At 72.1% G+C, this 22,026-nt stretch carries 16 protein-coding genes and 1 pseudogene; 8 read left to right on the top strand and 9 right to left on the bottom strand.

Annotation, left to right across the window (positions count from 1 at the left end; genetic code table 11):
• Positions 1-76 precede the first annotated feature (76 nt).
• Together KQY30_RS13495 and KQY30_RS13500 are read right to left on the bottom strand one after the other, a co-directional pair.
• Positions 77-1,198: an AAA family ATPase gene (locus KQY30_RS13495; protein ID WP_217307041.1), complete on the bottom strand. Its 1,122-nt coding sequence runs from the start codon at positions 1,196-1,198 to the stop codon at positions 77-79.
• 177 nt (positions 1,199-1,375) lie between these two features.
• The gene (locus KQY30_RS13500) at positions 1,376-1,795 is read right to left on the bottom strand and encodes a hypothetical protein (protein ID WP_217307042.1); all 420 of its coding nucleotides are present in this window, start codon (positions 1,793-1,795) and stop codon (positions 1,376-1,378) included.
• 168 nt (positions 1,796-1,963) lie between these two features.
• Between KQY30_RS13500 and KQY30_RS13505 the strand changes: the two are divergent.
• Together KQY30_RS13505 and KQY30_RS13510 are read left to right on the top strand one after the other, a co-directional pair.
• Positions 1,964-3,320, top strand: a pseudogene (locus KQY30_RS13505) (SWIM zinc finger family protein).
• Between the two features lie 160 nt (positions 3,321-3,480).
• Entirely contained in the window at positions 3,481-5,124 is a 1,644-nt protein-coding gene (locus KQY30_RS13510) for a DUF5691 domain-containing protein (RefSeq protein ID WP_217311037.1), read from the top strand.
• Positions 5,125-5,193: 69 nt separating this feature from the next.
• Here KQY30_RS13510 and KQY30_RS13515 read toward each other — a convergent pair whose 3' ends face one another.
• A complete protein-coding gene (locus tag KQY30_RS13515; RefSeq protein ID WP_217307043.1) occupies positions 5,194-5,607 on the bottom strand; it encodes a cobalamin B12-binding domain-containing protein in 414 nt (137 codons plus the stop codon).
• A 481-nt stretch (positions 5,608-6,088) separates the two neighbouring features.
• Here KQY30_RS13515 and KQY30_RS13520 point away from each other — a divergent pair, with 481 nt between their 5' ends.
• Entirely contained in the window at positions 6,089-6,985 is an 897-nt protein-coding gene (locus KQY30_RS13520) for a triacylglycerol lipase (protein ID WP_217307044.1), read from the top strand.
• A 348-nt stretch (positions 6,986-7,333) separates the two neighbouring features.
• On the top strand, positions 7,334-9,139 hold the full coding sequence (locus KQY30_RS13525; RefSeq protein WP_254407114.1) for a M23 family metallopeptidase: 1,806 nt from the start codon (positions 7,334-7,336) through the stop codon (positions 9,137-9,139).
• A gap of 116 nt (positions 9,140-9,255) precedes the next feature.
• Here the strand turns inward: KQY30_RS13525 and pcrA are convergent, their stop codons facing one another.
• A complete protein-coding gene (gene pcrA / locus KQY30_RS13530) occupies positions 9,256-11,760 on the bottom strand; it encodes a DNA helicase PcrA (RefSeq protein ID WP_217307046.1) in 2,505 nt (834 codons plus the stop codon).
• A 378-nt stretch (positions 11,761-12,138) separates the two neighbouring features.
• On the opposite strand from pcrA, the gene KQY30_RS13535 reads away from it, so the two are divergent.
• Complete coding sequence (locus KQY30_RS13535) at positions 12,139-13,350, top strand: C40 family peptidase (protein WP_217307047.1); 1,212 nt, start codon at positions 12,139-12,141, stop codon at positions 13,348-13,350.
• Positions 13,351-13,381: 31 nt separating this feature from the next.
• Here the strand turns inward: KQY30_RS13535 and KQY30_RS13540 are convergent, their stop codons facing one another.
• A complete protein-coding gene (locus tag KQY30_RS13540) occupies positions 13,382-13,735 on the bottom strand; it encodes a hypothetical protein (protein WP_217307048.1) in 354 nt (117 codons plus the stop codon).
• Between the two features lie 250 nt (positions 13,736-13,985).
• Between KQY30_RS13540 and KQY30_RS13545 the strand changes: the two genes are divergently transcribed.
• Both KQY30_RS13545 and KQY30_RS13550 read left to right on the top strand, forming a co-directional pair.
• Entirely contained in the window at positions 13,986-15,047 is a 1,062-nt protein-coding gene (locus tag KQY30_RS13545) for an NlpC/P60 family protein (protein ID WP_217307049.1), read from the top strand.
• 194 nt (positions 15,048-15,241) lie between these two features.
• Positions 15,242-15,619 (top strand): hypothetical protein, encoded by a 378-nt coding sequence (locus tag KQY30_RS13550; RefSeq protein ID WP_217307050.1) that lies wholly within the window; start codon positions 15,242-15,244, stop codon positions 15,617-15,619.
• 96 nt (positions 15,620-15,715) lie between these two features.
• Here the strand turns inward: KQY30_RS13550 and KQY30_RS13555 are convergent, their stop codons facing one another.
• The gene (locus tag KQY30_RS13555; protein WP_217307051.1) at positions 15,716-16,441 is read right to left on the bottom strand and encodes a response regulator transcription factor; all 726 of its coding nucleotides are present in this window, start codon (positions 16,439-16,441) and stop codon (positions 15,716-15,718) included.
• An 80-nt stretch (positions 16,442-16,521) separates the two neighbouring features.
• Positions 16,522-17,832: an ATP-binding protein gene (locus KQY30_RS13560; protein WP_217307052.1), complete on the bottom strand. Its 1,311-nt coding sequence runs from the start codon at positions 17,830-17,832 to the stop codon at positions 16,522-16,524.
• Positions 17,833-18,146: 314 nt separating this feature from the next.
• On the opposite strand from KQY30_RS13560, the gene KQY30_RS13565 reads away from it, so the two are divergent.
• A complete protein-coding gene (locus tag KQY30_RS13565; RefSeq protein ID WP_217307053.1) occupies positions 18,147-19,652 on the top strand; it encodes a PspC domain-containing protein in 1,506 nt (501 codons plus the stop codon).
• A gap of 183 nt (positions 19,653-19,835) precedes the next feature.
• Here the strand turns inward: KQY30_RS13565 and KQY30_RS13570 are convergent, their stop codons facing one another.
• Together KQY30_RS13570 and KQY30_RS13575 are read right to left on the bottom strand one after the other, a co-directional pair.
• Positions 19,836-20,351 (bottom strand): DoxX family protein, encoded by a 516-nt coding sequence (locus tag KQY30_RS13570; RefSeq protein ID WP_217307054.1) that lies wholly within the window; start codon positions 20,349-20,351, stop codon positions 19,836-19,838.
• Positions 20,352-20,603: 252 nt separating this feature from the next.
• Positions 20,604-21,869, bottom strand: a complete 1,266-nt coding sequence (locus tag KQY30_RS13575; protein WP_217307055.1) for a hypothetical protein — start codon at positions 21,867-21,869, stop codon at positions 20,604-20,606.
• Between the last annotated feature and the right edge of the window lie 157 nt (positions 21,870-22,026).

The raw sequence follows: 22,026 nt of genomic DNA on the forward strand, positions 1-22,026 counted from the left end.
CGCCGGCCGACATCGGCTGTACCCCCTACCGCACCGGGTGCGGCGCGGGGAGCAGTCCGTACCGGCGTGGGCGCGGTCACGCGGTCACCTCGCGGCAGGCGCGATAGAAGTCCTTCCAGCCGTCGCGCTCGCGGACCACCGTCTCGATGTACTCCTGCCAGATCACCCGGTCCGCCGCCGGGTCACGGACGACCGCGCCGAGGATCCCGGCCGCCACATCGCCCGGCCGCAGCACTCCGTCGCCGAAGTGGGCGGCCAGCGCGAGGCCATGGGTGACCACCGAGATGGCCTCGGCCGTGGAGAGCGTCCCCGAAGGCGACTTGAGCTTCGTACGCCCGTCGGCCGTGAGGCCGTCGCGCAGCTCACGGAAGACCGTCACGACCCGGCGGATCTCGTCGAGCCCCTCGGGTCCGGCGGGCAGATCGAGCGCGCGCCCGATCTGGCCGACGCGCCGCGAGACGATGTCGACCTCGGCCTCGGGCGTGGCGGGCAGCGGCAGGACGACGGTGTTGAAGCGGCGGCGCAGGGCGCTGGAGAGCTCGTTGACCCCGCGGTCGCGGTCATTGGCCGTGGCGATCAGATTGAAACCCCGGACGGCCTGCACCTCCTGGCCCAGTTCGGGAACGGGCAGGGTCTTCTCGGACAGGACCGTGATGAGCGAGTCCTGCACATCGGCGGGGATACGGGTCAGCTCCTCGACCCGCGCGGTCAGCCCCTCGGACATGGCCCGCATCACCGGGCTGGGCACCAGCGCCTCGCGGCTGGGGCCGTGGGCGAGCAGCCGCGCGTAGTTCCAGCCGTACCGCACCGCCTCCTCCGGCGTACCGGCCGTGCCCTGCACCAGCAGTGTGGAGTCACCGCTGACGGCCGCCGCGAGATGTTCGGAGACCCAGGTCTTGGCCGTGCCCGGCACACCGAGCAGCAGCAGCGCCCGGTCGGTGGCGAGGGTGGTGACGGCGACTTCGACGATCCGGCGCGGGCCGACGTACTTCGGGGTGATCACCGTCCCGTCGGGCAGCGTGCCGCCGAGCAGATAGGTGGCCACGGCCCAGGGCGACAGGCGCCAGCGCGCGGGCCGCTGCCGGTCGTCGGCCGCGGCCAGGGCCTTCAGCTCATCGGCGAACGCGTCCTCGGCGTGCGGGCGCAGCACCTCGCCGTCGGTGGTCGCGGCGGCGGCGGTGTTTTCGGGCACGGTCATGGATCCCCCTCCAGATCGGTCGACCGGATGTGGTACCCACCGTGCACCACGCCACTGACAATCGGTCGTTTCCGCAGGCCGGAGCCTGTGGACAAGCCGGATCCGGGCCCCGTGGGCACGGCGGCCGTCCGGCGGGCGCCGGACGGCCGTGCGGGGAGCGGGAGTTCGAGCGGGAACTCAGTCGGCGATCGGGGAGACCGCGACGCAGCCGCCCGCCGTGGCCAGGCCCGCGCCCGTCTCCTGCTTGATGACCTCGCCCTTGTAGATGATCTTGCAGGTGACCTCGGCGCCGGTGATGTCCACGGCGATCGGCATGACCGCGGGCGGCATGATCCCCCGGAGCGTGACCGTCTTCTTCCATGGCAGCGTGGGCTGTTCGACCGTTTCGATCTTGGGCTCCATGGCCTTGCCTCCGCCACCGTGGTAGTCGATCGTGTCGACGCCGTCGCCGGTCACCTCATAGGTGACTTCGTAGGTCTCGTTGACGGCCTTGTCCACCTGGTCGACGGTCTCGGAGCAGGCGGTCAGTCCCAGCGCGAGTCCGGCGGCGGCGAGCGCGCCGACGGCGGCGCGGACGGTGCGAGTGGTGCTGTTCATCGGTGATCCCCCCGGTCGTTCATGTGCCCGCCGGCTCGCGGACACCTCTCGCGACCAATCGTAAAGGAAATGCAAAACCAAAGCGCCGAGGCGTCGCGAAGTCCGGCCCGGCCCCTTGAAATCGCAGGTCAAGGGCGATTGTCAGTGGGGGGTCCTAACGTCGTGGCCATGAATCCAACGGGGGTCCGCTGGACGACGGAACAGGTGCTTGCCCTGGCTCCTGACGACTCGTCGCGCAGAGCGGGGACACGACTGGGCACGGCCGGGCCGTGGTCGGAGGCGGGAGCCGACACCGCGGGGGCCGTGTGGGGGCTGTGCAGGGGCAGCGGGAGCAGGCCGTATCAGACGGTGGTGGACACCACGGGTCCGGCGTACTCGTGCAGTTGCCCCAGCCGGAAGTTCCCGTGCAAGCACGCGCTGGGCCTGCTGCTGCTCCGGGCGTCCGACGAGCGGGCGGTGGGGGAGGCGAAGGCGCCGGGGTGGGCCGAGGAGTGGCTCGAAGGGCGCAGGAGGCGGAGCGAGGAGGGGGACGGACGCCGGAACGGCGGGCGGGGGCGGGGCGGGGAAGCCGGCCGATCCGGAGGCCGCGCGGCGCAGGGCGGAGCGCCGGGCCGCGCGGATCACGGCGGGGACGACGGAGCTGGAGCAGCGGCTGGCGGATCTGCTGCGGGGCGGGCTGGCCGCGGCGGAGCAGTCGGGGTATGGGCTGTGGGAGGAGACGGCGGCCCGGATGGTGGACGCGCAGGCACCCGGACTGGCCAGCCGGGTGCGGGAGTTGGGGGCGATCCCGGGATCGGGGGCGGGCTGGCCGGTGCGGCTGCTGGAGGAGTCCGCGCTCCTGCATCTGCTCAACACGGGCTGGCAGGGGCTCGGCCGGCTGCCCGAGCCGCTGGCGACGACCGTCCGCACCCGGGTCGGGCTGCCGTCGCCCGCCGGGGGTCCGCCGGTCCGGGACCACTGGCTGGTGCTGGCGCAGTGCGACTCCTCGGACGGCAAGCTGATCACCCGTCGTATCCGGCTGTACGGACGGGAGTCGGGGCGGTCGGCGCTGCTCCTGTCCTTCGGGGCGGCGGGCCGGTCCCCGGAACTGGGCCTGCCGGTCGGCCTGGTGATCGACGCGGAGGTCACACCGCATGCGGGCGCGGGGCAGCTACGGGCGGACTGGGGGCAGCAGTTCGGTGTCCCCGGTCCGATCGAGGAGCCGCCGCCCGGCGGATCCACCGTCGAGGCGATGGAGGCGTACGGGGCGGCGCTGCGGGCCGACCCCTGGCTCGACGCGTGGCCGGTGACGCTGCGGGACGTCATCCCGGTGCCCGGCGAGGGGGGCGGCTGGCAACTGGCGGACGCCGACGGCGAGTCCGCGCTGCCCGTCGCGGCCACGGCGCTGGGACGTTCCGGGCTGTGGAAGCTGGCGGCGGTCTCCGGTGGCGGCCCGGTCACGGTGTTCGGCGAGTGCGGGCACCGGGGGTTCCATCCGCTGACGGCCTGGGCCGAGGACATATCGGAGACGGTCCCCCTCACCTGACCGCGCCGCACGCGGTCGCCCGCACACCTTCGGAGGACGCGATGTACGGACGGAGGACCCTGTGAACAGCACAGCCGACGGCACGCTCAGCAACACCCACGCCACAGTCCCGAGCACCCGTCGCACAACGGGCAGTGGCGCCGGATCACCCTGGGAAGACCTGGTCACCTCGGCACTGCTCGGTACGGACCGGCGTACTCCACCGGCCGGGATCATGACACCCGGCCGGGACGCCCCGGTCGCCCTGCTGGACGCCGCCGCGCTCCACACCGTACGGCGCAGGGCCGGCCTGCGCCCCGCGCGCGCCGCCACCCGGCCCGAGCGGGCGCCCCACGACGGCCGGAAGCGGCTGCCCGAACCGGCCGCGAGACGGCTCGCGCAGTTGCTGGCCGACCGGTCGGCGCCCTCGGGCGGCGGCCGTCGCGGTACGGCTCCCGATCTCACCGAGCTGCTCCCCCAGTGGCTGGCCGCCGCCAACGAGCACGGCTATCAGGCGCCCGCGCCCGTACTGCCCGCGCTGCTCGACGCGGCCCGCGCGCGTACCGACCTGCGGCCCGCGGCCCTGGCCTTCGCCGGGCCGCGCGGCCTCTGGCTCGCCCGGCTCAACCCGGAGTGGAAGTTCGCCCTGCGCGGCGGATCCGGCGGGACCCTGCTGCCCGATGTCCGGGACGACGAGGCCGTGCGGCGACTCTGGGAGGAGGGGCTGTTCGCCGAGCGGGTCGCGCTGCTGGCCGCCGTACGGGCCCATGACGGCGAGGCGGCCCGGGCGCTGCTGGCGTCGACGTGGCAGACGGAGCGCGCCGAGGACCGGCTGATGTTCCTGGACTCCCTGCGGACCGGGCTGTCCGGGACGGACGAGCCCTTCCTGGAGCGGGCCCTGTCGGACCGCAGCCGCAATGTCCGTTCCACCGCGGCCGAACTGCTCTCGGCGCTGCCGGAGTCGGCGCTCGCCGGGCGGATGGCGGCACGGGCCGCGACCTGCGTGAGCATGGACCGTACGGGCGGCGGCCAGGTCATCGCGGTCGAGGCCCCGCACGAGTGCGACGCGGACATGCAGCGCGACGGAGTGGTCCCGGCGCCGCCCGCCGGACGGGGTGAACGGTCCTGGTGGCTGGGCCAGTTGGTGGAGGCCGCCCCGCTGAGCACCTGGCCGCGCAGGCTCGGCGGCCGTACGCCGGAGGAGATCGTCGCGCTGCCCGTCCTGGACGACTGGGCGGACGAACTGCACGCGGCCTGGTGCCGGGCGGCCGTCCGGCAGCGGGACGCGCGGTGGGCGGCGGCCCTGCTCGGTACGCCCGTGGCCGCGCGGGCCGCCGGTCCCGGCACTCCGTCCCTGGCGGAGCGGGCGAAGCTGCTGGCGACCCTGCCGGCCGCCGAACGGGCCACCTGGGTGGCCGCGTTCATATCCGCGCACGGTCTGTCGGAGGCGTTCCAGGTCCTCGGCGTCTGCGCGGTGCCCTGGGCGGAGCCGCTCGGCCGGGCGGTGGTCGACGCGCTCGACATCGCCCGGGACGGCGGAAGTTACCCCTGGAGCTTCAGCGGGGTCATGGGACTGGCGGAGCGCTGCCTCGACCCGGCGGCGGCCAGCCGGCTGGAGCTGCTCACGGCGACCCCGGACGAGGGTGAGAACGCGTCGCCGGGCGCGGGCGGCTACTGGTCGGAGGCGTTCCAGCGGCTGGTCTCCACCCTGCGCCTGCGCGCGGCGATGCTGTCGGAGCTGGCCGAGCCGCCGGAGCCGCCACGCATGTCCGCGCGGGCGGCAACAGCGGAGATATCCGAACCACCGGAAGGAGCAAAGCCGTAGCACGGCACGCGCGTGGCATACGCACGGCACGCCTGCGGCGCCCGGTGGCACGCTGCCGGGCGCCCGGTGTCACGCGCCGGTCGGCTGGCGGATATTGGCGTTGACCCAGGTGACGATCGACGTGGTCGTCGCACCGGGGGTGAAGATCTCGGCGACGCCCAGCTCCTTCAGCGGAGGGATGTCCTCCTCGGGGATGATGCCGCCGCCGAAGACCTTGATGTCCTCCGCGTCCCGTTCCTTCAGCAGCTCGATCACCTTCGCGAAGAGGGTGTTGTGGGCGCCGGACAGGATGGACAGGCCGATCGCGTCGGCGTCCTCCTGGATCGCGGTGTCCACGATCTGCTCGGGGGTCTGGTGGAGCCCCGTGTAGATGACCTCCATGCCGGCGTCACGCAGCGCACGCGCGATCACCTTCGCCCCGCGATCGTGGCCGTCGAGACCCGGCTTGGCCACCACCACACGGATCGGACCGGTCACACCCATCGTTGCCTCCACATACCGAATACCGACTGCACATACCGACGACTGCACATACCGACCGACCGGCCATACGGACCGCGCGCACCGACCGTCTGCCACATACCGACTGCGCCGCCATCAGTACGGGTTCCCGCGGCACGGGTTCCCGCGCCCGCGCGGCCCGGAGAGGTGAACGAACGTTATCCACAGCATCCCGCACCCGGCTGTTTCGCGGCGGGCGGCGAGGGGGAAATCACACCTGGGACAAGTTCGCTTTGCGGTGTTCCGGTAGCACTCGGCCCCCGGGCCGGGGCGGACAGCCGCAAGGGGAGCCGCAGAGGAGCCGCCACATGGGCGCGGTTCCACCGGGCCGCCGGTCGGGTGGCGCGGTGGTTCGGCTTGTGCGTCGGCTCCGGCACGTCGGCCGCGGATCCGCCGTGAGCGGCGCCCCATGAGGGCACACGGGGGGCAGAGCCGCCTGCCGGGTGCCGTTCGGAGGTCGGCCATGCAGATCCAGCCGTTCTTTCCGCTGTCGCCGCTCCTGCCTCCGCTGCTGCGTCAGGTGAGCCGCGTACGCGAGGCGTCACCGCCCCCCGCGCTGCTCCGCGCCACCGCGCTCGACCTCGCGATCCTCACCGGGCATCTCGTCCTCTACCCGGCCGGAATCATCCAGGAGCGCCGTGCCGCCCCGCTGCCCCCGGAAGCCCCGCAGGTCCCCGCCGACGGCCGCGAACGGCCCCCTGTCGTACTGCTCCACGGCCTGGTCGACAACCGCTCCGTCTTCGTCATGCTGCGCCGCTCCCTCGCCCGGAACGGCTGGGACCGGCTCATCTCGCTCAACTACTCCCCGCTGACCTTCGACATACGGTCGGCCGCCGAGCTGCTGGGGCAGCACATCGAGGAGATCTGCGTCCGCACCGGCCACCGCCAGGTCGATGTCATCGGGCACAGCATGGGCGGCCTGATCGCCCGTTATTACGCACAGCGACTGGGCGGCGATAGCCGGATCCGTACGCTCGTCACCCTCGGCACGCCCCACGAGGGCACCACCGTCGTACCGTTCGCGGACGCCCACCCGGTGGTGCGGCAGATGCGCCCGGGATCGGGCCTGATCGACGAGCTGCGGCTGCCCGCGCCCGGCTGCCGCACCCGCTTCGTCAGCTTCTGGAGCGACATGGACCAGCTCATGGACCCGGTGGAGACGGCCCGTATCGAACACCCCGATCTGCTCGCGCAGAACGTCCGGGTGAGCGGCCTCGGGCATCTGACCCTGCCGGTCCATCCCGCGGTCGCGGCGGGTGTCCGGCACGTCCTCGAATCCGGTTTTCTGCCCGATCTCGGGTCGGGTATCGACCTCGGCGAGGGTCCGCCCACCACCGAAGGACCCGCGTCCGTCGCCTGACCGCCGGAACCCGCCGGCCGGAACCGACGCACGTAACCCGGCGCCCGACGCCCGGTCCGCGGCCAACCTCCGCGATCGCCACCGCAATCACCACCGCGATCGCCGCCGATCGCCGCCCGCGACCGCACTCGCCACTCGAACACGCTTCGAACGTACGGCCAAGCCTGTGCCCGCAGTCCCCCGAAACACGGCCGAATGCCCGTTTCCGCTGGGCCCAAAACCTGCGGAAGATTGTCGCCGTCGCATACCGCCGGGTACAGTCGCGGCCACTGCTTTCCCTCTGAGGTCCTTCTCCCACAGGACCGGATCTCAGACCCTGGTCCTGCTGCCGAGGCGAGAGAGAAGTTGGTGAACGACCAGCACGCCCACGCCGGGTACGCCGGATACGACGGTTACCAGAACGGCAGCTACACGGCCGACCCGCTCTTCGGCTCCCTGCCGGGCGGTTACGAGGGGACTCCGGCCCACAACGGGCCGTACGAGCAGCAGTACGACACCGGCGGCCAGTGGGACAGCGCCGCGCACCAGCAGCAGGGCGCCGGATACGACGCCTACGCCACGCCGCAGTACGAATCGCAGTACGGGCAGTACGACACGAACGGCCAGTGGGCGGACCCCACCGTCGGCGGCACCGGCTACCAGCAGTCCCCGGACTACCAGCCGTTGGCGGACATCCCGGTCCAGGCGGCCGGGCCGGACGCGACGGGCCAGTGGGACGCCGACGCCTGGAACCAGGCGAATCAGCTCAACGGCACCGGCCACGCCGGGCAGTTCGAAAACGCCCCGCTCGGCCATGCCTCCTTCGAGAACGGCCAGTTCGAGAACGCGCCGTACGGATACGACGCCCTGGGCCAGCCCGTCGCGGCGCCGTTCGCCCCGGCGCAGGCCGCGCAGTTCGAGACCGCGCCCTTCGACGCCCAGCAGTTCGCGGCCGCGCCGCTCGGGTACGAGCCGACCGCGCAGTGGATCGCGCCCACCTTCGACTCCGGGGCGTACGACGCCACCGCGTGGAACTCGGCCGGGACAGCACCGGACCCCGCGCAGGACACGCTCCTCGTGGACGCGGATGTCGCGGGCGTACAGGACCAGTACGGCCACCAGTACGCGGCGGACGGCGCGTACGACGCGCAGGAGCAGTACGCCGCGGACCCGGCCGACCCGTACGACCCGGCTCCGTACGACGCGGACGCCGAGTACGGAGCCCCCGGGCCCGAACCTGAACCCGGTGCGGAGGCCGACTTCGACGCCGAGTCCGTCCATGAGGCCGAGGACGGTATGGACGCGGGCGACGCTCCCGGCTCCGGCGACTTCGTCTCCGAGGCCGACTCGCTGCACATGGCCCCGACCATGACCGTGCCCGCCGTGACCGTGACGCCTCGTCCGGTAGGCCGGTCCGGCGGCGGAAACGGCAGCCGGGGCCGCCGCCGTACCCCCGCCAAGCGCTCCGCGCTTCTCACGGTCGCCGTCCCCTCCGCCTGTGTGATGGGCGTCGCCGGTATCGCCGCCGCCTCCGTCGGCGGACTCGGCGAGGAGGCCCCGGAGGAGACCAGGACCACCGCGACGGCCGCCGACCCGTCCACCGTCAAACCCGTGGCCGCCAACAACAAGCTGGACACCCAGCTCGCCGCGCTCAGCGCCGACGCCCGGGACTTCGGTGACCGGGCCAGCCGTACGCAGGAGCGCATCGACCTCAAGGCGCGGCAGGAGGCCGAGCGCAAGCAGCGCGAGGCCGAGGCGGCGCGCAAGGAGGCCCTGCGCCCCAAGTTCGCGCTGCCGGTCGCGGCACACGGCCTCAGCGCGTACTACGGCCAGGCCGGCATCAACTGGATGTCCGTGCACACCGGGATCGACTTCCCGGTCTCGTACGGCACACCGGTGATGGCGGCGACCGACGGGACCGTACGGACGCAGTACAACAGCGCGTACGGCAACATGGCCATCGTGACCTCGCCCGACGGCACGGAGACGTGGTACTGCCACCTCAGCAGTACGAAGATCCGTTACGGCACGGTCAAGGCCGGCGACGTCATCGCCTATTCGGGGAACTCGGGCAACTCCACCGGTCCGCATCTCCACTTCGAGGTACGGCCCGGCGGCGGCTCTGCGATAGACCCGTTGTCCTGGCTCCGCAGCCACGGCCTGGACCCGACGTAACGAGGCGCGCCGGACGGCGCGGGCCGGAACGGAACCGCCCGCCCCAGCCCCCCGCGCCGGGTGCCACTACAGCTTTTCCGTCCCGCCACAGCTTTCCCTACCGCACGGCAGCGCCGCTACAGCTTTTCCACCGGCGCGTACCTCAGCAGCAGTTGCTTGGGCTTGGGGTCTCCGAAGTCGACCGTCGCCTGTGCGTTCGCCCCCGTACCCGTCACCGCCATGACCGTGCCGAGGCCGAACTGGTCGTGGGTGACCCGGTCTCCGACCGCCAGCGAGATCACCGGCTTGTCGCTCATACGCCGGGTGGCGAAGCCCGAGGCGCCGGACCGCGAGCGCGAGCCGGAGCCGGTTCCGCCCGCCGCCGCGGACAGTGAGGACGCGATCGAGGTGGTCGGCCCCGCCGGGATCTGCGCCCCGGTCCGCTTCCACTCCAGGTGCTGGCCCGGGATCTCCTCCAGGAACCGCGACGGCGGGTTGTACGCGGGCTGCCCCCACGCGCTCCGCATCGACGACCGCGTCAGATAGAGCCGTTCGCGGGCGCGGGTGATGCCGACGTACGCCAGCCGCCGCTCCTCCTCCAGTTCCTTGGTCTGGCCCAGGGCGCGCATGTGCGGGAAGACGCCGTCCTCCATGCCCGACAGGAACACCACGGGGAACTCAAGGCCCTTGGCGGTGTGCAGCGTCATCAGGGTGATGACACCGGAGCCGTCCTCGTCCTCGTCGGGGATCTGGTCGGAGTCGGCGACGAGCGCCACCTGCTCCAGGAATTCGGCGAGCGTGCCCGTCGCGGCCGGGGCAGCCGCCGCGCCCGTGTCGTCGGCCGCCGCTGCCGCCTGGGCGCGCTCCTGCTCGAATTCCAGCGCCACCGCCGCCAGTTCCTGGAGGTTCTCGATACGGGTCTCGTCCTGCGGGTCGGTCGAGGCCTGCAACTCGGCCAGATAACCGGTCCGTTCGAGCACCGCCTCCAGCACCGTCGCGGGCCCGGCGCCCGACTCGACGACCGTGGTCAGCTCCTCCATCAGCGTGTTGAAGCGCTTGACGGCGTTGGCGGAGCGTGCCGCCATGCCGTACGCCTCGTCCACCCGGCGCAGGGCCTGCGGGAAGGTGATCCGCTCCCGCTGCGCGAGGGCGTCGATCATGGCCTCCGCGCGGTCCCCGATGCCTCGCTTGGGGACGTTGAGGATACGGCGCAGCGGGACGTTGTCCTCCGGGTTGGCGAGGACCCGCAGATAGGCCAGCACATCGCGGACCTCCTTGCGCTCGTAGAAGCGCACTCCGCCGACGACCTTGTAGGGCAGGCCGACCCGGATGAAGATCTCCTCGAAGACACGGGACTGCGCGTTCGTACGGTAGAAGACGGCGACATCGCCCGCCTTGGCCTCGCCCGCGTCCGTCAGCCGGTCGATCTCGTCGGCGACGAACTGCGCCTCGTCGTGCTCCGTGTCCGCGACATAGCCGGTGATCCGGGCGCCGGCACCGGCCTTTGTCCACAGATTCTTCGGACGGCGGCTCTCATTGCGCTCGATGACCGCGTTGGCGGCGCTGAGAATCGTCTGCGTGGAGCGGTAGTTCTGCTCCAGCAAAATCGTGGTCGCGTCCGGGTAGTCCTCCTCGAACTGGAGGATGTTACGGATAGTGGCGCCGCGGAAGGCGTAGATCGACTGGTCGGCGTCGCCGACGACACACAGCTCGGCCGGGTCGTGGTCCTCGCCGGACGGGCCCACCAGCTCGCGTACGAGCGTGTACTGGGCGTGGTTCGTGTCCTGGTACTCGTCCACCAGCACATGGCGGAAGCGCCGCCTGTAGTGCTCGGCCACATCCGGGAACGCCTGGAGCAGATGGACGGTGGTCATGATGATGTCGTCAAAGTCCAGCGCGTTGGCCTCGCGCAGCCGCGCCTGGTACATCCGGTACGCCTCGGCGAGCGTCTTCTCGAAGCCGTCGGCGGCCTGTCCCGCGTACGTCTCCTCGTCGATCAGCTCGTTCTTCAGATTCGAGATCTTGGCGCTGAAGGACTTCGGCGGATAGCGCTTGGGGTCGAGGTCCAGATCACGGCAGACCAGGGCCATCAGCCGCTTGGAGTCGGCGGCGTCGTAGATCGAGAACGACGAGGTGAAGCCGAGCCTCTTTGACTCGCGGCGCAGGATACGGACGCAGGCGCTGTGGAAGGTCATCACCCACATGGCGCCGGCGCGCGGGCCGACGAGCTGCTCGACCCGCTCCTTCATCTCGCCCGCGGCCTTGTTGGTGAAGGTGATCGCCAGTATCTGGCCGGGGTGGACGCTGCGGGTGCCCAGCAGATGCGCGATCCGGTGGGTGAGGACCCGGGTCTTGCCGGAACCGGCCCCGGCCACGATGAGCAGGGGCGATCCCGTGTGCACCACGGCCGCGCGCTGCTCCTCGTTCAGCCCTTCGAGCAGCGCGGCGGGGTCCACGACGGTCCGCGGAGAGCCGTCGCGGTGGTATGCGTCGCGCGCCGGGGGCATGTCGTACGCACCCTCGAAGAGATCGTCGGGCACCGCCTCCTGGGCGTGCTCGTCATGGTCCTCGGGCGGCGGCGGGGGCTCGTCGCCGGAGGGCTGGAGGTCCGCCAGGAAGCTGTCGTCAAAGAGGCTGCTCATCGCTTTCCGAGTCTATTGCGCCGCACTGACAGCCCGCGCCCGCCTTGGGAAGACTCCGGCGCGCCCGCCTCGGCAGGACCGCGCCACTCCGAAGTCCGGGCGGACCGCGCCACTCCGAAGTGCGGCGACCGCCCGCTCACACAAGGTGACGAAAATGCCCTCGCGACCCCCGTTCGACCCTTTGCAGCGACCTTCTCGCATCGCATAAGCAAATGGTCACGAAAATGTATCGGGCATATCGCCCATCGTCCTTCACATGAGGACCACAGTTTGGCTAGCGTGCTCGCTCAGGCAGCCCGAACCCCCCAAGGCGATCCGCGCCGAGCGGGCGACCTTTGCTGAAATCGGACATTCCAGAAGGAAGTTCGACGGAAGGAGATGCTGGCCTTGGCGTCGCATCGCAAGTCGCGCACCCGTGGCGGAGTACGCACCAACTCCCCCGCCGTCGGTCTCACGACGGCCGCCCTCGCTTCGGTCACGCTGCTCTCGACGCAGAGCGCGAACGCCGCGCCCGCCGAGCCCAGGCCGTCGGTCGAAGAGGTGCAGAAGAAGGTCGACGACCTGTACCGCCAGGCCGGTGGCGCCACGCAGCAGTACAACAAGGCCAAAGAGGCCACGGAGAAGCAGAAGCGCACGGTCGGCCGGGTGCTGGACGAGGTCGCCAAGCGCGCGGACAAGCTGAACGAGGCCCGCCGTACGCTCGGCGGCTTCGCGTCCGCGCAGTACCGCGAGGGCGGGCTCGGCCAGACCGCCGCGCTGCTGTTCGCCGACAGCCCGCAGGCGTACTTCGAGCAGACGCAGATGATGGACCGGCTGGCGGACCGTCAGCGCGGTGTCCTCGCCGACTACCAGGCACAGCAGGCCGCGGCGGCGAAGGAGCGGGCCCAGGCGGCGAAGAGCCTGGAGTCGCTGACCGCGTCCCAGGCCGCCCTGCGGACCAGCAAGGAGAACGTACAGAAGAAGCTCGGGGCGGCCCGTGCGCTGCTGTCGCGGCTGACCGCCGAGGAGCAGCAGCGGCTGGCGGCGCTGGAGCGCAAGAAGGAGGAAGAGGCCCGCAGAAAGGCCGAGGCGAGAGCCAAGGAGGAGGCCCGCGCGAAGGCCGAGGCCGAGCGGCTGCGCGAGCAGCAGCAGGCCGCGGAGCCGCCTTCGGCCGGTACGGACACGGGCACGGACACCAGCCCTGGTACCGGCACCGGTACGGGCACGGACACCGGCTCCGGCACCTCCGGCGGCGGTTACGCAACCAAGGCCGCCAAGGTCCTCGCCTTCGCACGCGCGCAGATAGGCAAGCCGTACGTCTGGGGCGCGTCGGGACCCAGTTCGTACGACTGCTCCGGTCTGACCCAGGCCGCGTGGCGGGAGGCGGGCGTACAGCTTCCCCGTACCACCTGGGAGCAGGTCGAGGTCGGCACGCGCGTCTCGACCGGGGATCTGCTCCCCGGCGACCTGGTCTTCTTCTACGACGACATCAGCCACGTCGGCATCTACATAGGCGACGGCATGATGATCCACGCCCCCAAGCCGGGCGCGAACGTGCGCGAGGAGTCGATCTACTACATGCCGATCTACGGGAGCGTCCGCCCGGCCTGACAAGGCCCGGGGGCCCGGGCCGGAGCGCCGGTCAGGTCCAGAGCGTCGCGATGAAGATATTGGCGAGCGTCAGGCCGCCGACCGCGCCGAACAGGCCCTTCGGCGCGGTCTCGTCGTCCCGCTTCACATAGACCACGCCCAGGATCACCACCAGGACCGCCAGCTTGATACCGATCTTGATGTTGTTCACGGGGTTGTCGTCGGCCTGGTTGAGGCCCACCAGGGCGACGCCCGTGACCAGCATCGTCAGCGCCCCGTGCAGCATCGCCGGGCTGAACCGGGCCGTGCCGGCGCTCATCGACTTCATCTGGGTCAGAAAGCCGCCGAGCAGCGACGCTATGCCGATGATGTGCAGGGCGACAAAGACATTGATGAGTACGTCCATGGCGGGAGCGTAGCCCGGCCCATATCACCTCTTGGTGGTGAGGTGGGGCTCTCTTTCCCTATCGGCCGGGTCGGACCGGAAGAGCGCGGTTCCGCCGGGACCCGCCCGGTCACAAAGCGGTCCGGAAGTTTCACCTCCAGCCAATAGCGGCCATGCCGTCACCGGGCTGTGACCTCTCGTCCTAGCGTCCCTCTCCGGGCGGCCGACTCGTACCGCCCGACCGCACGGACGTGAGGAAGTGGACGCCCCCGTGGCAGCGCACCGAAAACGCAAGCAGCGCCGGCTCACCGGCCCGACCGGCCGTACCGCCGCCACCTTGGCCATCGCCGGGGCCGCGACCGCCGGCGCGGCCACCCCCGCGCACGGGGAGCCCCGGCTCACCCCCGCCCAGGTCAGGGCGAAGATCGACGGCCTGTACGAGGAGGCCGAGGCGGCGACGGAGCGGTACAACGGCGCCAAGGAGAAGGCGGACGAGGCCCGCGCCTCCCTGACGGAGCTGCGGGACGAGGCGGCCCGCAGGACGGACCGGCTCAACGCCGCGCGCGACGCGCTGGGTTCGGTCGCCGCGGCGCAGTACCGCGGCGGTACGGGCGGCCTCGACCCCGCCGTACAGCTCGCCCTCAGCTCGGGGCCCGACGAGTTCCTGGAGCGAGCGGGGCTCGCCGAACGGGCCGGGGCCCGGCAGGCCGCCATGGTCACCGGGATCCGCAAGGAACTCGCGTCGGTCGCCCAGCTCCGCGACCGCGCCGAGGGACGGCTCGGCGAGTTCGAGGCCCGCCGGGCGGAGCTGGCCCGGCACAAGGCCACCGTCCGGAAGAAGCTCGACTCCGCACAGGCGCTCCTGGACCGGCTCACGGCGCCGGAGCGCGCCCGGTACACGCAGGAGGTCAGGAACAGCCCGTACGGCGCGTACACGGCCCACGCGGGGCGTGCGACGGCCAGGGGCGCGCTGCTCGCGCCCGACTCGCGCGCCGCGGCGGCCGTGGCGTACGCGTACGGGGCGATCGGCAAGCCGTACGCCTGGGGCGCGACCGGGCCCGGCGCGTTCGACTGCTCGGGGCTGACGCAGGCCGCCTGGCGCGCGGCGGGCGTCGCCCTGCCCCGTACCACCTACACGCAGATCAGCGCGGGGCGGCAGATCACGCGCGACCGGCTCGCCCCCGGCGATCTGGTGTTCTTCTTCTCCGGTGTCAGCCATGTCGGCATCTATGTGGGCGGCGGGCAGATGATCCACGCGCCGCGCCCGGGCTCGGCGGTGCGGATGGCACCGGTCGACGAGATGCCGTTCGCGGGCGCGACGCGGCCTGCCTGAGAAGGCCGAAGGCCGCCCGGGTCCGTCCGGGACACCGGCCCCGCCAGTCCCGGACACCTGGGCCGCTGTCCCGGACGTCTGCCCCTCTCTCCCGGACACCGGCCCCGTAACCGGTACGGACCACCCCGGGTGCCCCTTTCCGGCCTTCGCGTCACGATGAGCAGCAGTACGCCGTCGGCCGCGAAAGGGAAGCCGTGAGACGAGCCACCGCCGTCCGAGCCTCGGTCCTCACCGCCGGCGCGCTCTTCGTACTGGCACCGGTCGGTGTCACGCCCAAGGGCTGCGGCGACCTCTCCGGCGGCCGGCTCTGCATCGAGGGCCCGATCGGCGGTGCGGGCCGGTTCACCACGCGGTACGTCCAGCACACGGACCGGCCGGGCACCGCCGTACGCCTCGGCTATCAGCGCAAGGACGACCGGATCGTGGCGTTCCCGGGGTGGTTCGGGACACGGCACACCCGGCACGGCCGCGCCGAGCTGGCCCGTACGCTCGACACCGCGCCGGGCGAGTGCATCCGCGGTCTGATGGAGCACCGCAACCGGACATACATCACCCAGTGGCGCTGCTCCTAGTGGGTGTCTTGCCGATCTTGCCGGGCTCGCGGGGCCCTGCACGCACGCTCGCGGCGTTGTCGTCGGTCGCCAGGACACCACCCGTACGGCCGCCGCTCAGACGAGTCTGCGGGCCGTCGCCCAGCGCGTCAGCTCGTGCCGGTTGGAGAGCTGGAGTTTCCGCAGAACCGCCGAGACATGCGACTCCACGGTCTTCACCGAGATGAAGAGCTGTTTGGCGATCTCCTTGTACGCGTATCCACGCGCGATCAGCCGCAGCACCTCGCGCTCCCGCTGGGTGAGCCGGTCCAGGTCCTCGTCCACCGGCGGCGCGTCCGTCGACGCGAAGGCGTCGAGGACGAACCCGGCGAGCCGCGGCGAGAACACCGCGTCGCCCTCCTGCACCCGGAAGATCGAGTCGACCAGGTCCGTGCCGGTGATCGTCTTGGTCACATAACCACGGGCACCGCCCCTGATCACACCGATGACATCCTCGGCCGCGTCCGAGACCGACAGGGCCAGGAACCGCACCGGGTTCTCGGGCGCCGCCATCATCGGCGCGCAGCGCCGCAGCACCTCCACCCCGCCGCCGCCCGGCAGATGGACATCGAGCAGGACGACCTCGGGGCGGGTCGCCGTGATCACGGTCACCGCCTGGTCCACATCGGCCGCCTCACCGACGACCTCGACACCTGTCTGTTCGGTGCGGCCGATCTCCGCCTGTACTCCCGTACGGAACATCCGGTGGTCGTCGACGAGCACGACCCGTACACGACGGCCGTCCCCGGCCGGGGTCCCGCCGCTGTCCGCCGGACTGCCGTTGGCCTGTACGCCCTCGCTCATGGTCTCTGCCCCTCGTCCTCGTCATTCGGTCCTCGCCGCGCGGTCATTCGGTCCTCGTCGCGCGGCGGGATGCCACGGGTTCATCCGTCCGCCCGTTCCATCTCCAGCTCGACCTCCGTGCCGCCGCCGGGCACCGAACGCAGTCTGGCCGTCCCGCCGTTGCGCTGCATCCGGCCGATGATCGACTCCCGTACGCCCATCCGGTCCGCCGGCACGGCGTCCAGGTCGAACCCGGGGCCGCGGTCCCGTACGGAGAGGAAGACCGTACGGCCCTCCACCTCCGCGAAGACCTGTACCGCGCCCCCATCGCCACCGTACTTGGCGGCGTTGACCATTGCCTCGCGCGCGGCCTGCATCTGTGCCGCCAGTTTCTCGTCGAGCGGGCAGTCGCCGACGACCACGACCTCGATCGGCGCTCCGTGGTGGTCCTCCACCTCGGCCGCCGTCCGTTTCACCGCCTCGGCGAGGGTGGCGGGCTCGTCCTCCTCGTCCTTGCCGCGGCCCTCCGGCCGGTAGAGCCAGGCCCGCAGCTCCCGCTCCTGGGCGCGGGCGAGCCGGCGGACCTCGCCGCCGTCGTCGGCGCTGCGCTGGATCAGGGTGAGGGTGTGCAGCACGGAGTCATGGACATGGGCGGCGACCTCGGCACGCTCCTGCGCGCGGATACGCATCAGCCGCTCCTCGGACAGGTCCTGGGTCATGCGTACGAGCCAGGGCCCGGCGAGCAGGGCGACCCCGGCGACGACGGCGATGGCCCCGGTCAGTACGTTCCCGAACTGGGCTGCCGAGCCGCGCACCACCATGAACACGGCGAGACCGAGGCCGACCAGGGCGACACCGGCGAGGGTGCGCGCGAGCTGGAAGAGCCGGCGGCGGCGGCCGACCTCGGTCCAGCGGGCCCGGCGCGCGTTGTCGGCCTGACGCCATACCAGGACGACGCCCGCACCTATCAGCAGCAGCGGCCAGATGTAGCGGTCGGCGTGGCTGCGGCCGAGATTGACATTGCCGACGAAGATCCCGGCGCCGATCACCAGCGCGATCAGCGCGAAGATCTGGCCCTTGTCGGGCTTGCGCAGCCGGCGTCTGCCGTCGGGGCTGATCTCGAACAGGGTGCGGGGCTCGACCGCCGTGCCGCCGACACCGAGCGGTACGACGATCCAGAAGACGGCGTAGAGCAGGGCGCCCAGGCCCTGCGCCATGAAGAGGCCGAGGAAGACCAGCCGGACCCAGACGACCGGCAGCCCGAGATGCCCGGCGAGCCCGCGCGCCACACCGCCGAGCAGCCGGCCGTCCGCGCTGCGGTACAGCTTGCGCGTCGGCTGCTCGTCCGGCGCGGGGGCGCGGTAGGAAGAGGACGCGGTGGGCGCGGCAGGGCGCGGCGGGGCGGCTGGCATGCCTTCGATGGTCACATGGCGGGGCACGGGGGTACATCAGGGTCGGGCCCCTGAGGCGACCCTGATGCGCGTACCTGACAACTCCGGCCGGTGTACGGCGCGGTGGATGCCTTGCGGGTACGGATCCGGTACGGGGCGGTGAGGCGCGGTACGGGCCGGTCCCCCGGCGGCGCCCGGCGGCCCGCGTGGCATCCCTCCGGAACGACCGGATCACAAACGTCCATGATCCCTGAGGTTGTCCGCCGGCCAATATCAGGGAGAGCCCAGGGTCGGGGTGGCTGGAGGCACGGGATCCGGGCCGTCACCATGGACGTATGACCCAGCCGTCGGCCCAGTCGCCTCCCGACCCGCGCACCGCGCCGCCCGCCGCCGGGCCGTCCTCGCCGGACGCCTCCGCCGCGGGTGCCACAGCCGCGGGCACGTCCGGCGCGGGCAACGGGGGCACGTCCGGTGCCGGCAGCGCGGGCACGTCCGGCGCGGGGGGCGCGGGCCCGGCGGACGACGCCACGGCGCCGCAGCTTCAGCGCAGTCAGCGGCAGAAGGTGATCGCGGGCGTGTGCGGGGGGCTCGGGCGGTACTGCGATGTGGATCCGGTGATCTTCCGGATCGTCATCGGGGTGCTCTCGGTCACCGGCGGCATAGGGCTGATCTTCTACGGCTTCGCCTGGCTGCTGATCCCGCAGGAGGGCCAGGAGGAGAACGAGGCGCGCCGGCTGCTGTCGGGGCGTGTCGACGGCGCCTCGCTGATCGCCGTGCTGATGGCGCTGATCGGCTGCGCGCTGTTCCTGTCGATGCTGGGCAACGACGGCACCCTGGGCTTCGCGGCGATGCTGTCGACGGCCGTCGTGGGCTCCGCGGTGTGGTCGCAGCGCCGCCGTGCCGCCGCACCCCATGGCAGCGTGCTGGACCCGGCGACGGCGCAGGCGGTGGCGGAGGCGCCGCCGGAGACCATGGCGCCGCCGGTCCCGGGCCTGCACTCGTGGTGGCGCGATCCCATCGTCAAGGACGGCACCACGGGCCCGGCCTCCGCGCAGACCTATCTCTGGGGACCGGAGGACACCGAAGCCGATACGGACAGGCGCTGGCAGCCGTGGCACCACATGGGGTGGCACGGCATGGGGTGGCACGGCATGGGGCTCTGGCACCACATGGGCAGGAGCGCTCAGGAGCGACAGGCCCGCCCGTCGGGGCCGCGCGGGATCGGCGGCAGTGTGCTGTTGCTCGCGCTGATGGCGGGCGGCCTCGGCACCGGTCTGTCGTGGCAGAGCCGGCCGTTCGGCACGAGCCTGCAAATAGGCCTGACCGCCGCGCTCGCGGTCTTCGGGCTCGGCCTCGCGGTCAGCGCCTTCCTGGGCCGTACGGGCATCGGGACGGTCTTCCTGACCGTCGTCACCGCCGTGCTGCTCGCGGGCGCGACGGCGGTCCCGAAGAACATCACCACGGAGTGGGGCCGCCAGCACTGGATACCGGTGTCGGAGGCCGCGGTGAAGCCGCGGTACGAACTGGGCTCCGGCGTCGGCACGCTCGACCTGACCCGGCTCACGGTGCCCAGGGGCCGTACGGTCAGCACATCGGCCGAGGTGGGCGCCGGACAGCTCAAGGTGGTCGTACCGCAGGGCGTGACGGTGAAGCTGCGGGCCCAGGCGGGGCTCGGGGATGTGCGGCTGCCCGGGGACCCGCCGAACGACGTGGACATCGCCCCCGACCAGTCGCGGCAGCGCACGCTCACCCCGCGGGCGGGCTCAGCCCCGGCCGGCACGCTCGATCTGAGGCTCGAAGTCGGTCTGGGACAGGTGGAGGTGACCCGTGCAGCGTCATGAGATGCGCCATGAGATGCGTCCCGGCCGGCTGGTGGCGGGACTGTCGGTGCTGGCCGCGGCCGCCGCGTACGGAGGCGACGCGGCGGGCTCCTGGCACACCCCGTGGTACGCGGTGTTCCCTGTGGTGTTCGGCGGCCTGTTCCTCGCCATGTGGGTGGCCGCGGCTGACTACCTCATACGCCGCTACATACGCGGCCGTCGGCTGGCCAGCGCGGAGTCGAGCGAGAACACCGGAGCACCGGCGAGCACTAGCGGCAGCCACGCCATCAGATAGGCGAGGTCGTTGCCGTAGTAGTACGGATCGCTCTGCCAGCTCACGGTCAGCCAGAGGCTCAGGGAGATCACTGCACCGCCGAAGGCGGCGAGCCGGGCCAGCACTCCGAACAGGGTGCCCAGGCCCACGGCGAGTTCACCGATGGCGATGGCATAGCCGAACCCGGCGGGGTTCTTGAGGGCGAGATCGACCAGCGCGGGGATGGCCGAGCTGTCTCTGACCGCCCGCATCATCTCGCCGACCGACCCCGTACCGGTCGACGCGAAGAAGCCGCCCTGGGTCAGCTTGTCGATTCCCGCGTAGATGAAGGTGACGCCCAGGAATATCCGCAGCGGAAGCAGCGCGTAGCGGCCGGCGTTCTCACGCCAGCCGCGGGGCTCACCGCCGAGTTGCCCATAGCTGTCCGTCCGGTAGCCATACGTCATCGCCCGTCCGCCTCTCCCCTGTCCCACACCGCTGCCGCGGGAGCGTATGCCCACGCGGCCCCTCGCCCATGCATACGCAGCAGACGCGCCGGGCGCTCAGTCCTGGCAGGGGATCACGGCCGCGGCCCGGCTTCAAGAGGAAGGACCAATGGCCTGGAAAGGATGACCGGGGCGCAAAGCCAAGGGCAAGGTCAAGGGCAGGGACAGGGGAAGGACAGGGGTCGATGGCCGGGAGGCCTCGGCCGACACCCCTCAGTCCATGACCTCGACGATCACACGGTTGGTCTCGACGCCCGCCGCCGTGACGACCTGCACCTCCACCGAGCCCGGTTCCACCTCCACCGGGACGGGCACGGTGAGGCAGGTGTCCGACGGGTTGGCGAAGCCGCCGGGGACCGGCACCAGGGGGACATGGACATGGACGGAGCCGATCCGAACGACCATCCGGGCCAGCCGGTCCGGAGTGCCGGCGCCGGGCGGTACGAAGCCCGCGCCGCGGATCTCGATGTCGTCGCCGGTACGGATGGGGGCGTCCAGATCGCCCGCCTCCCTGGCCCGTACGACCGACAGCACGAGGGGCCGGCCGCCCTCGGCGTACTTCCCGGTGAAGTAGGTGGCGGCGGAGACCGCGACCAGCAGGGCCAGCGCCCAGGGCAGATCGGGGAGTTGCTCGGGCCGCCGGGCGAGGCGTACGGCGGAGAAAACCAGGGCGGCGGCGTTCACCACGACGTACTGGACATCGGTGAAGCTGCCGCGCCCGCCGTCGTCGCAGAGCAGATCGGCCAGCCGCGGGCGCTCGGCCCGTACCTTCTGGAGCCGCTGGGCCAGGACCCGTACGGCCACCACCCGGCGTACGACCACGGCGATGGCGCACACCACGGCCAGGACGGTCACCATGCCCGCGCCCCGGGCCAGATCGAGCCCGGCGATCAGCTCGTCGCGCCTCTTGTGCCCGGAGGCGCCCGCGAGCTGGAGGGCGAGCACGAGCACGGAGAAGACGACCAGCAGCACCCAGGACGAGGCGACGGTCCGCGAGGTGGACAGCCGGTTGTCCTCACCGATCAGCGGCGCGAGGAGCCCGCCGCGGGCCCGGTGGAATCGGGCCGCCACGGTCAGCAGGGCTCCGACGACCAGCGCGGCGACCAGCCCTGCCGTACGGGCGGCGCTCCAGCCGGCCCCTATCGCGGTCACGGACTGCGCCAGCGCGAGCGCCACGACGGCGCCGCCCACCACGAACAGGGTGTGCCGCCACACCGCGTGGAGCCAGGCGTCGCCCGCCTCGCGGCTGCGTTCGGCCACCGCCCTCGCGGACTGGGTGAGTTCGTCGGACACCCACTGGCGGGAGGCGCTCGCGGAGTACGCGACCGCGGCGGGCAGGCCCTGGCCCGCGGCCAGTTCGTCCCGCTTCGCCAGGAAAGCCGCCACGGCCCGCCGGTGCCCCTCGCGCGCTCCGTGCGGGCAGTCACCGCACATACAGCCCCCGCCGTGCGTACCCTCTCGCGCCACTTGCACCGCCACGCCGTCTGCCGCCTTCCCCGCCCCGCCTGCCCGTGAACTTCCTTGCACCGTCTGGGAATTGTGCCGTACGGACGGAGGTCCGTACGCAGTCGCCCCGGTCGCGGCGGGTGAGAACACGGTTACGGTGTTGACTCACGCGCACCATCGGCACCACGGG

Source organism: Streptomyces sp. GMY02 (genome assembly GCF_019056675.1).
Lineage (GTDB): Bacteria > Actinomycetota > Actinomycetes > Streptomycetales > Streptomycetaceae > Streptomyces > Streptomyces odonnellii.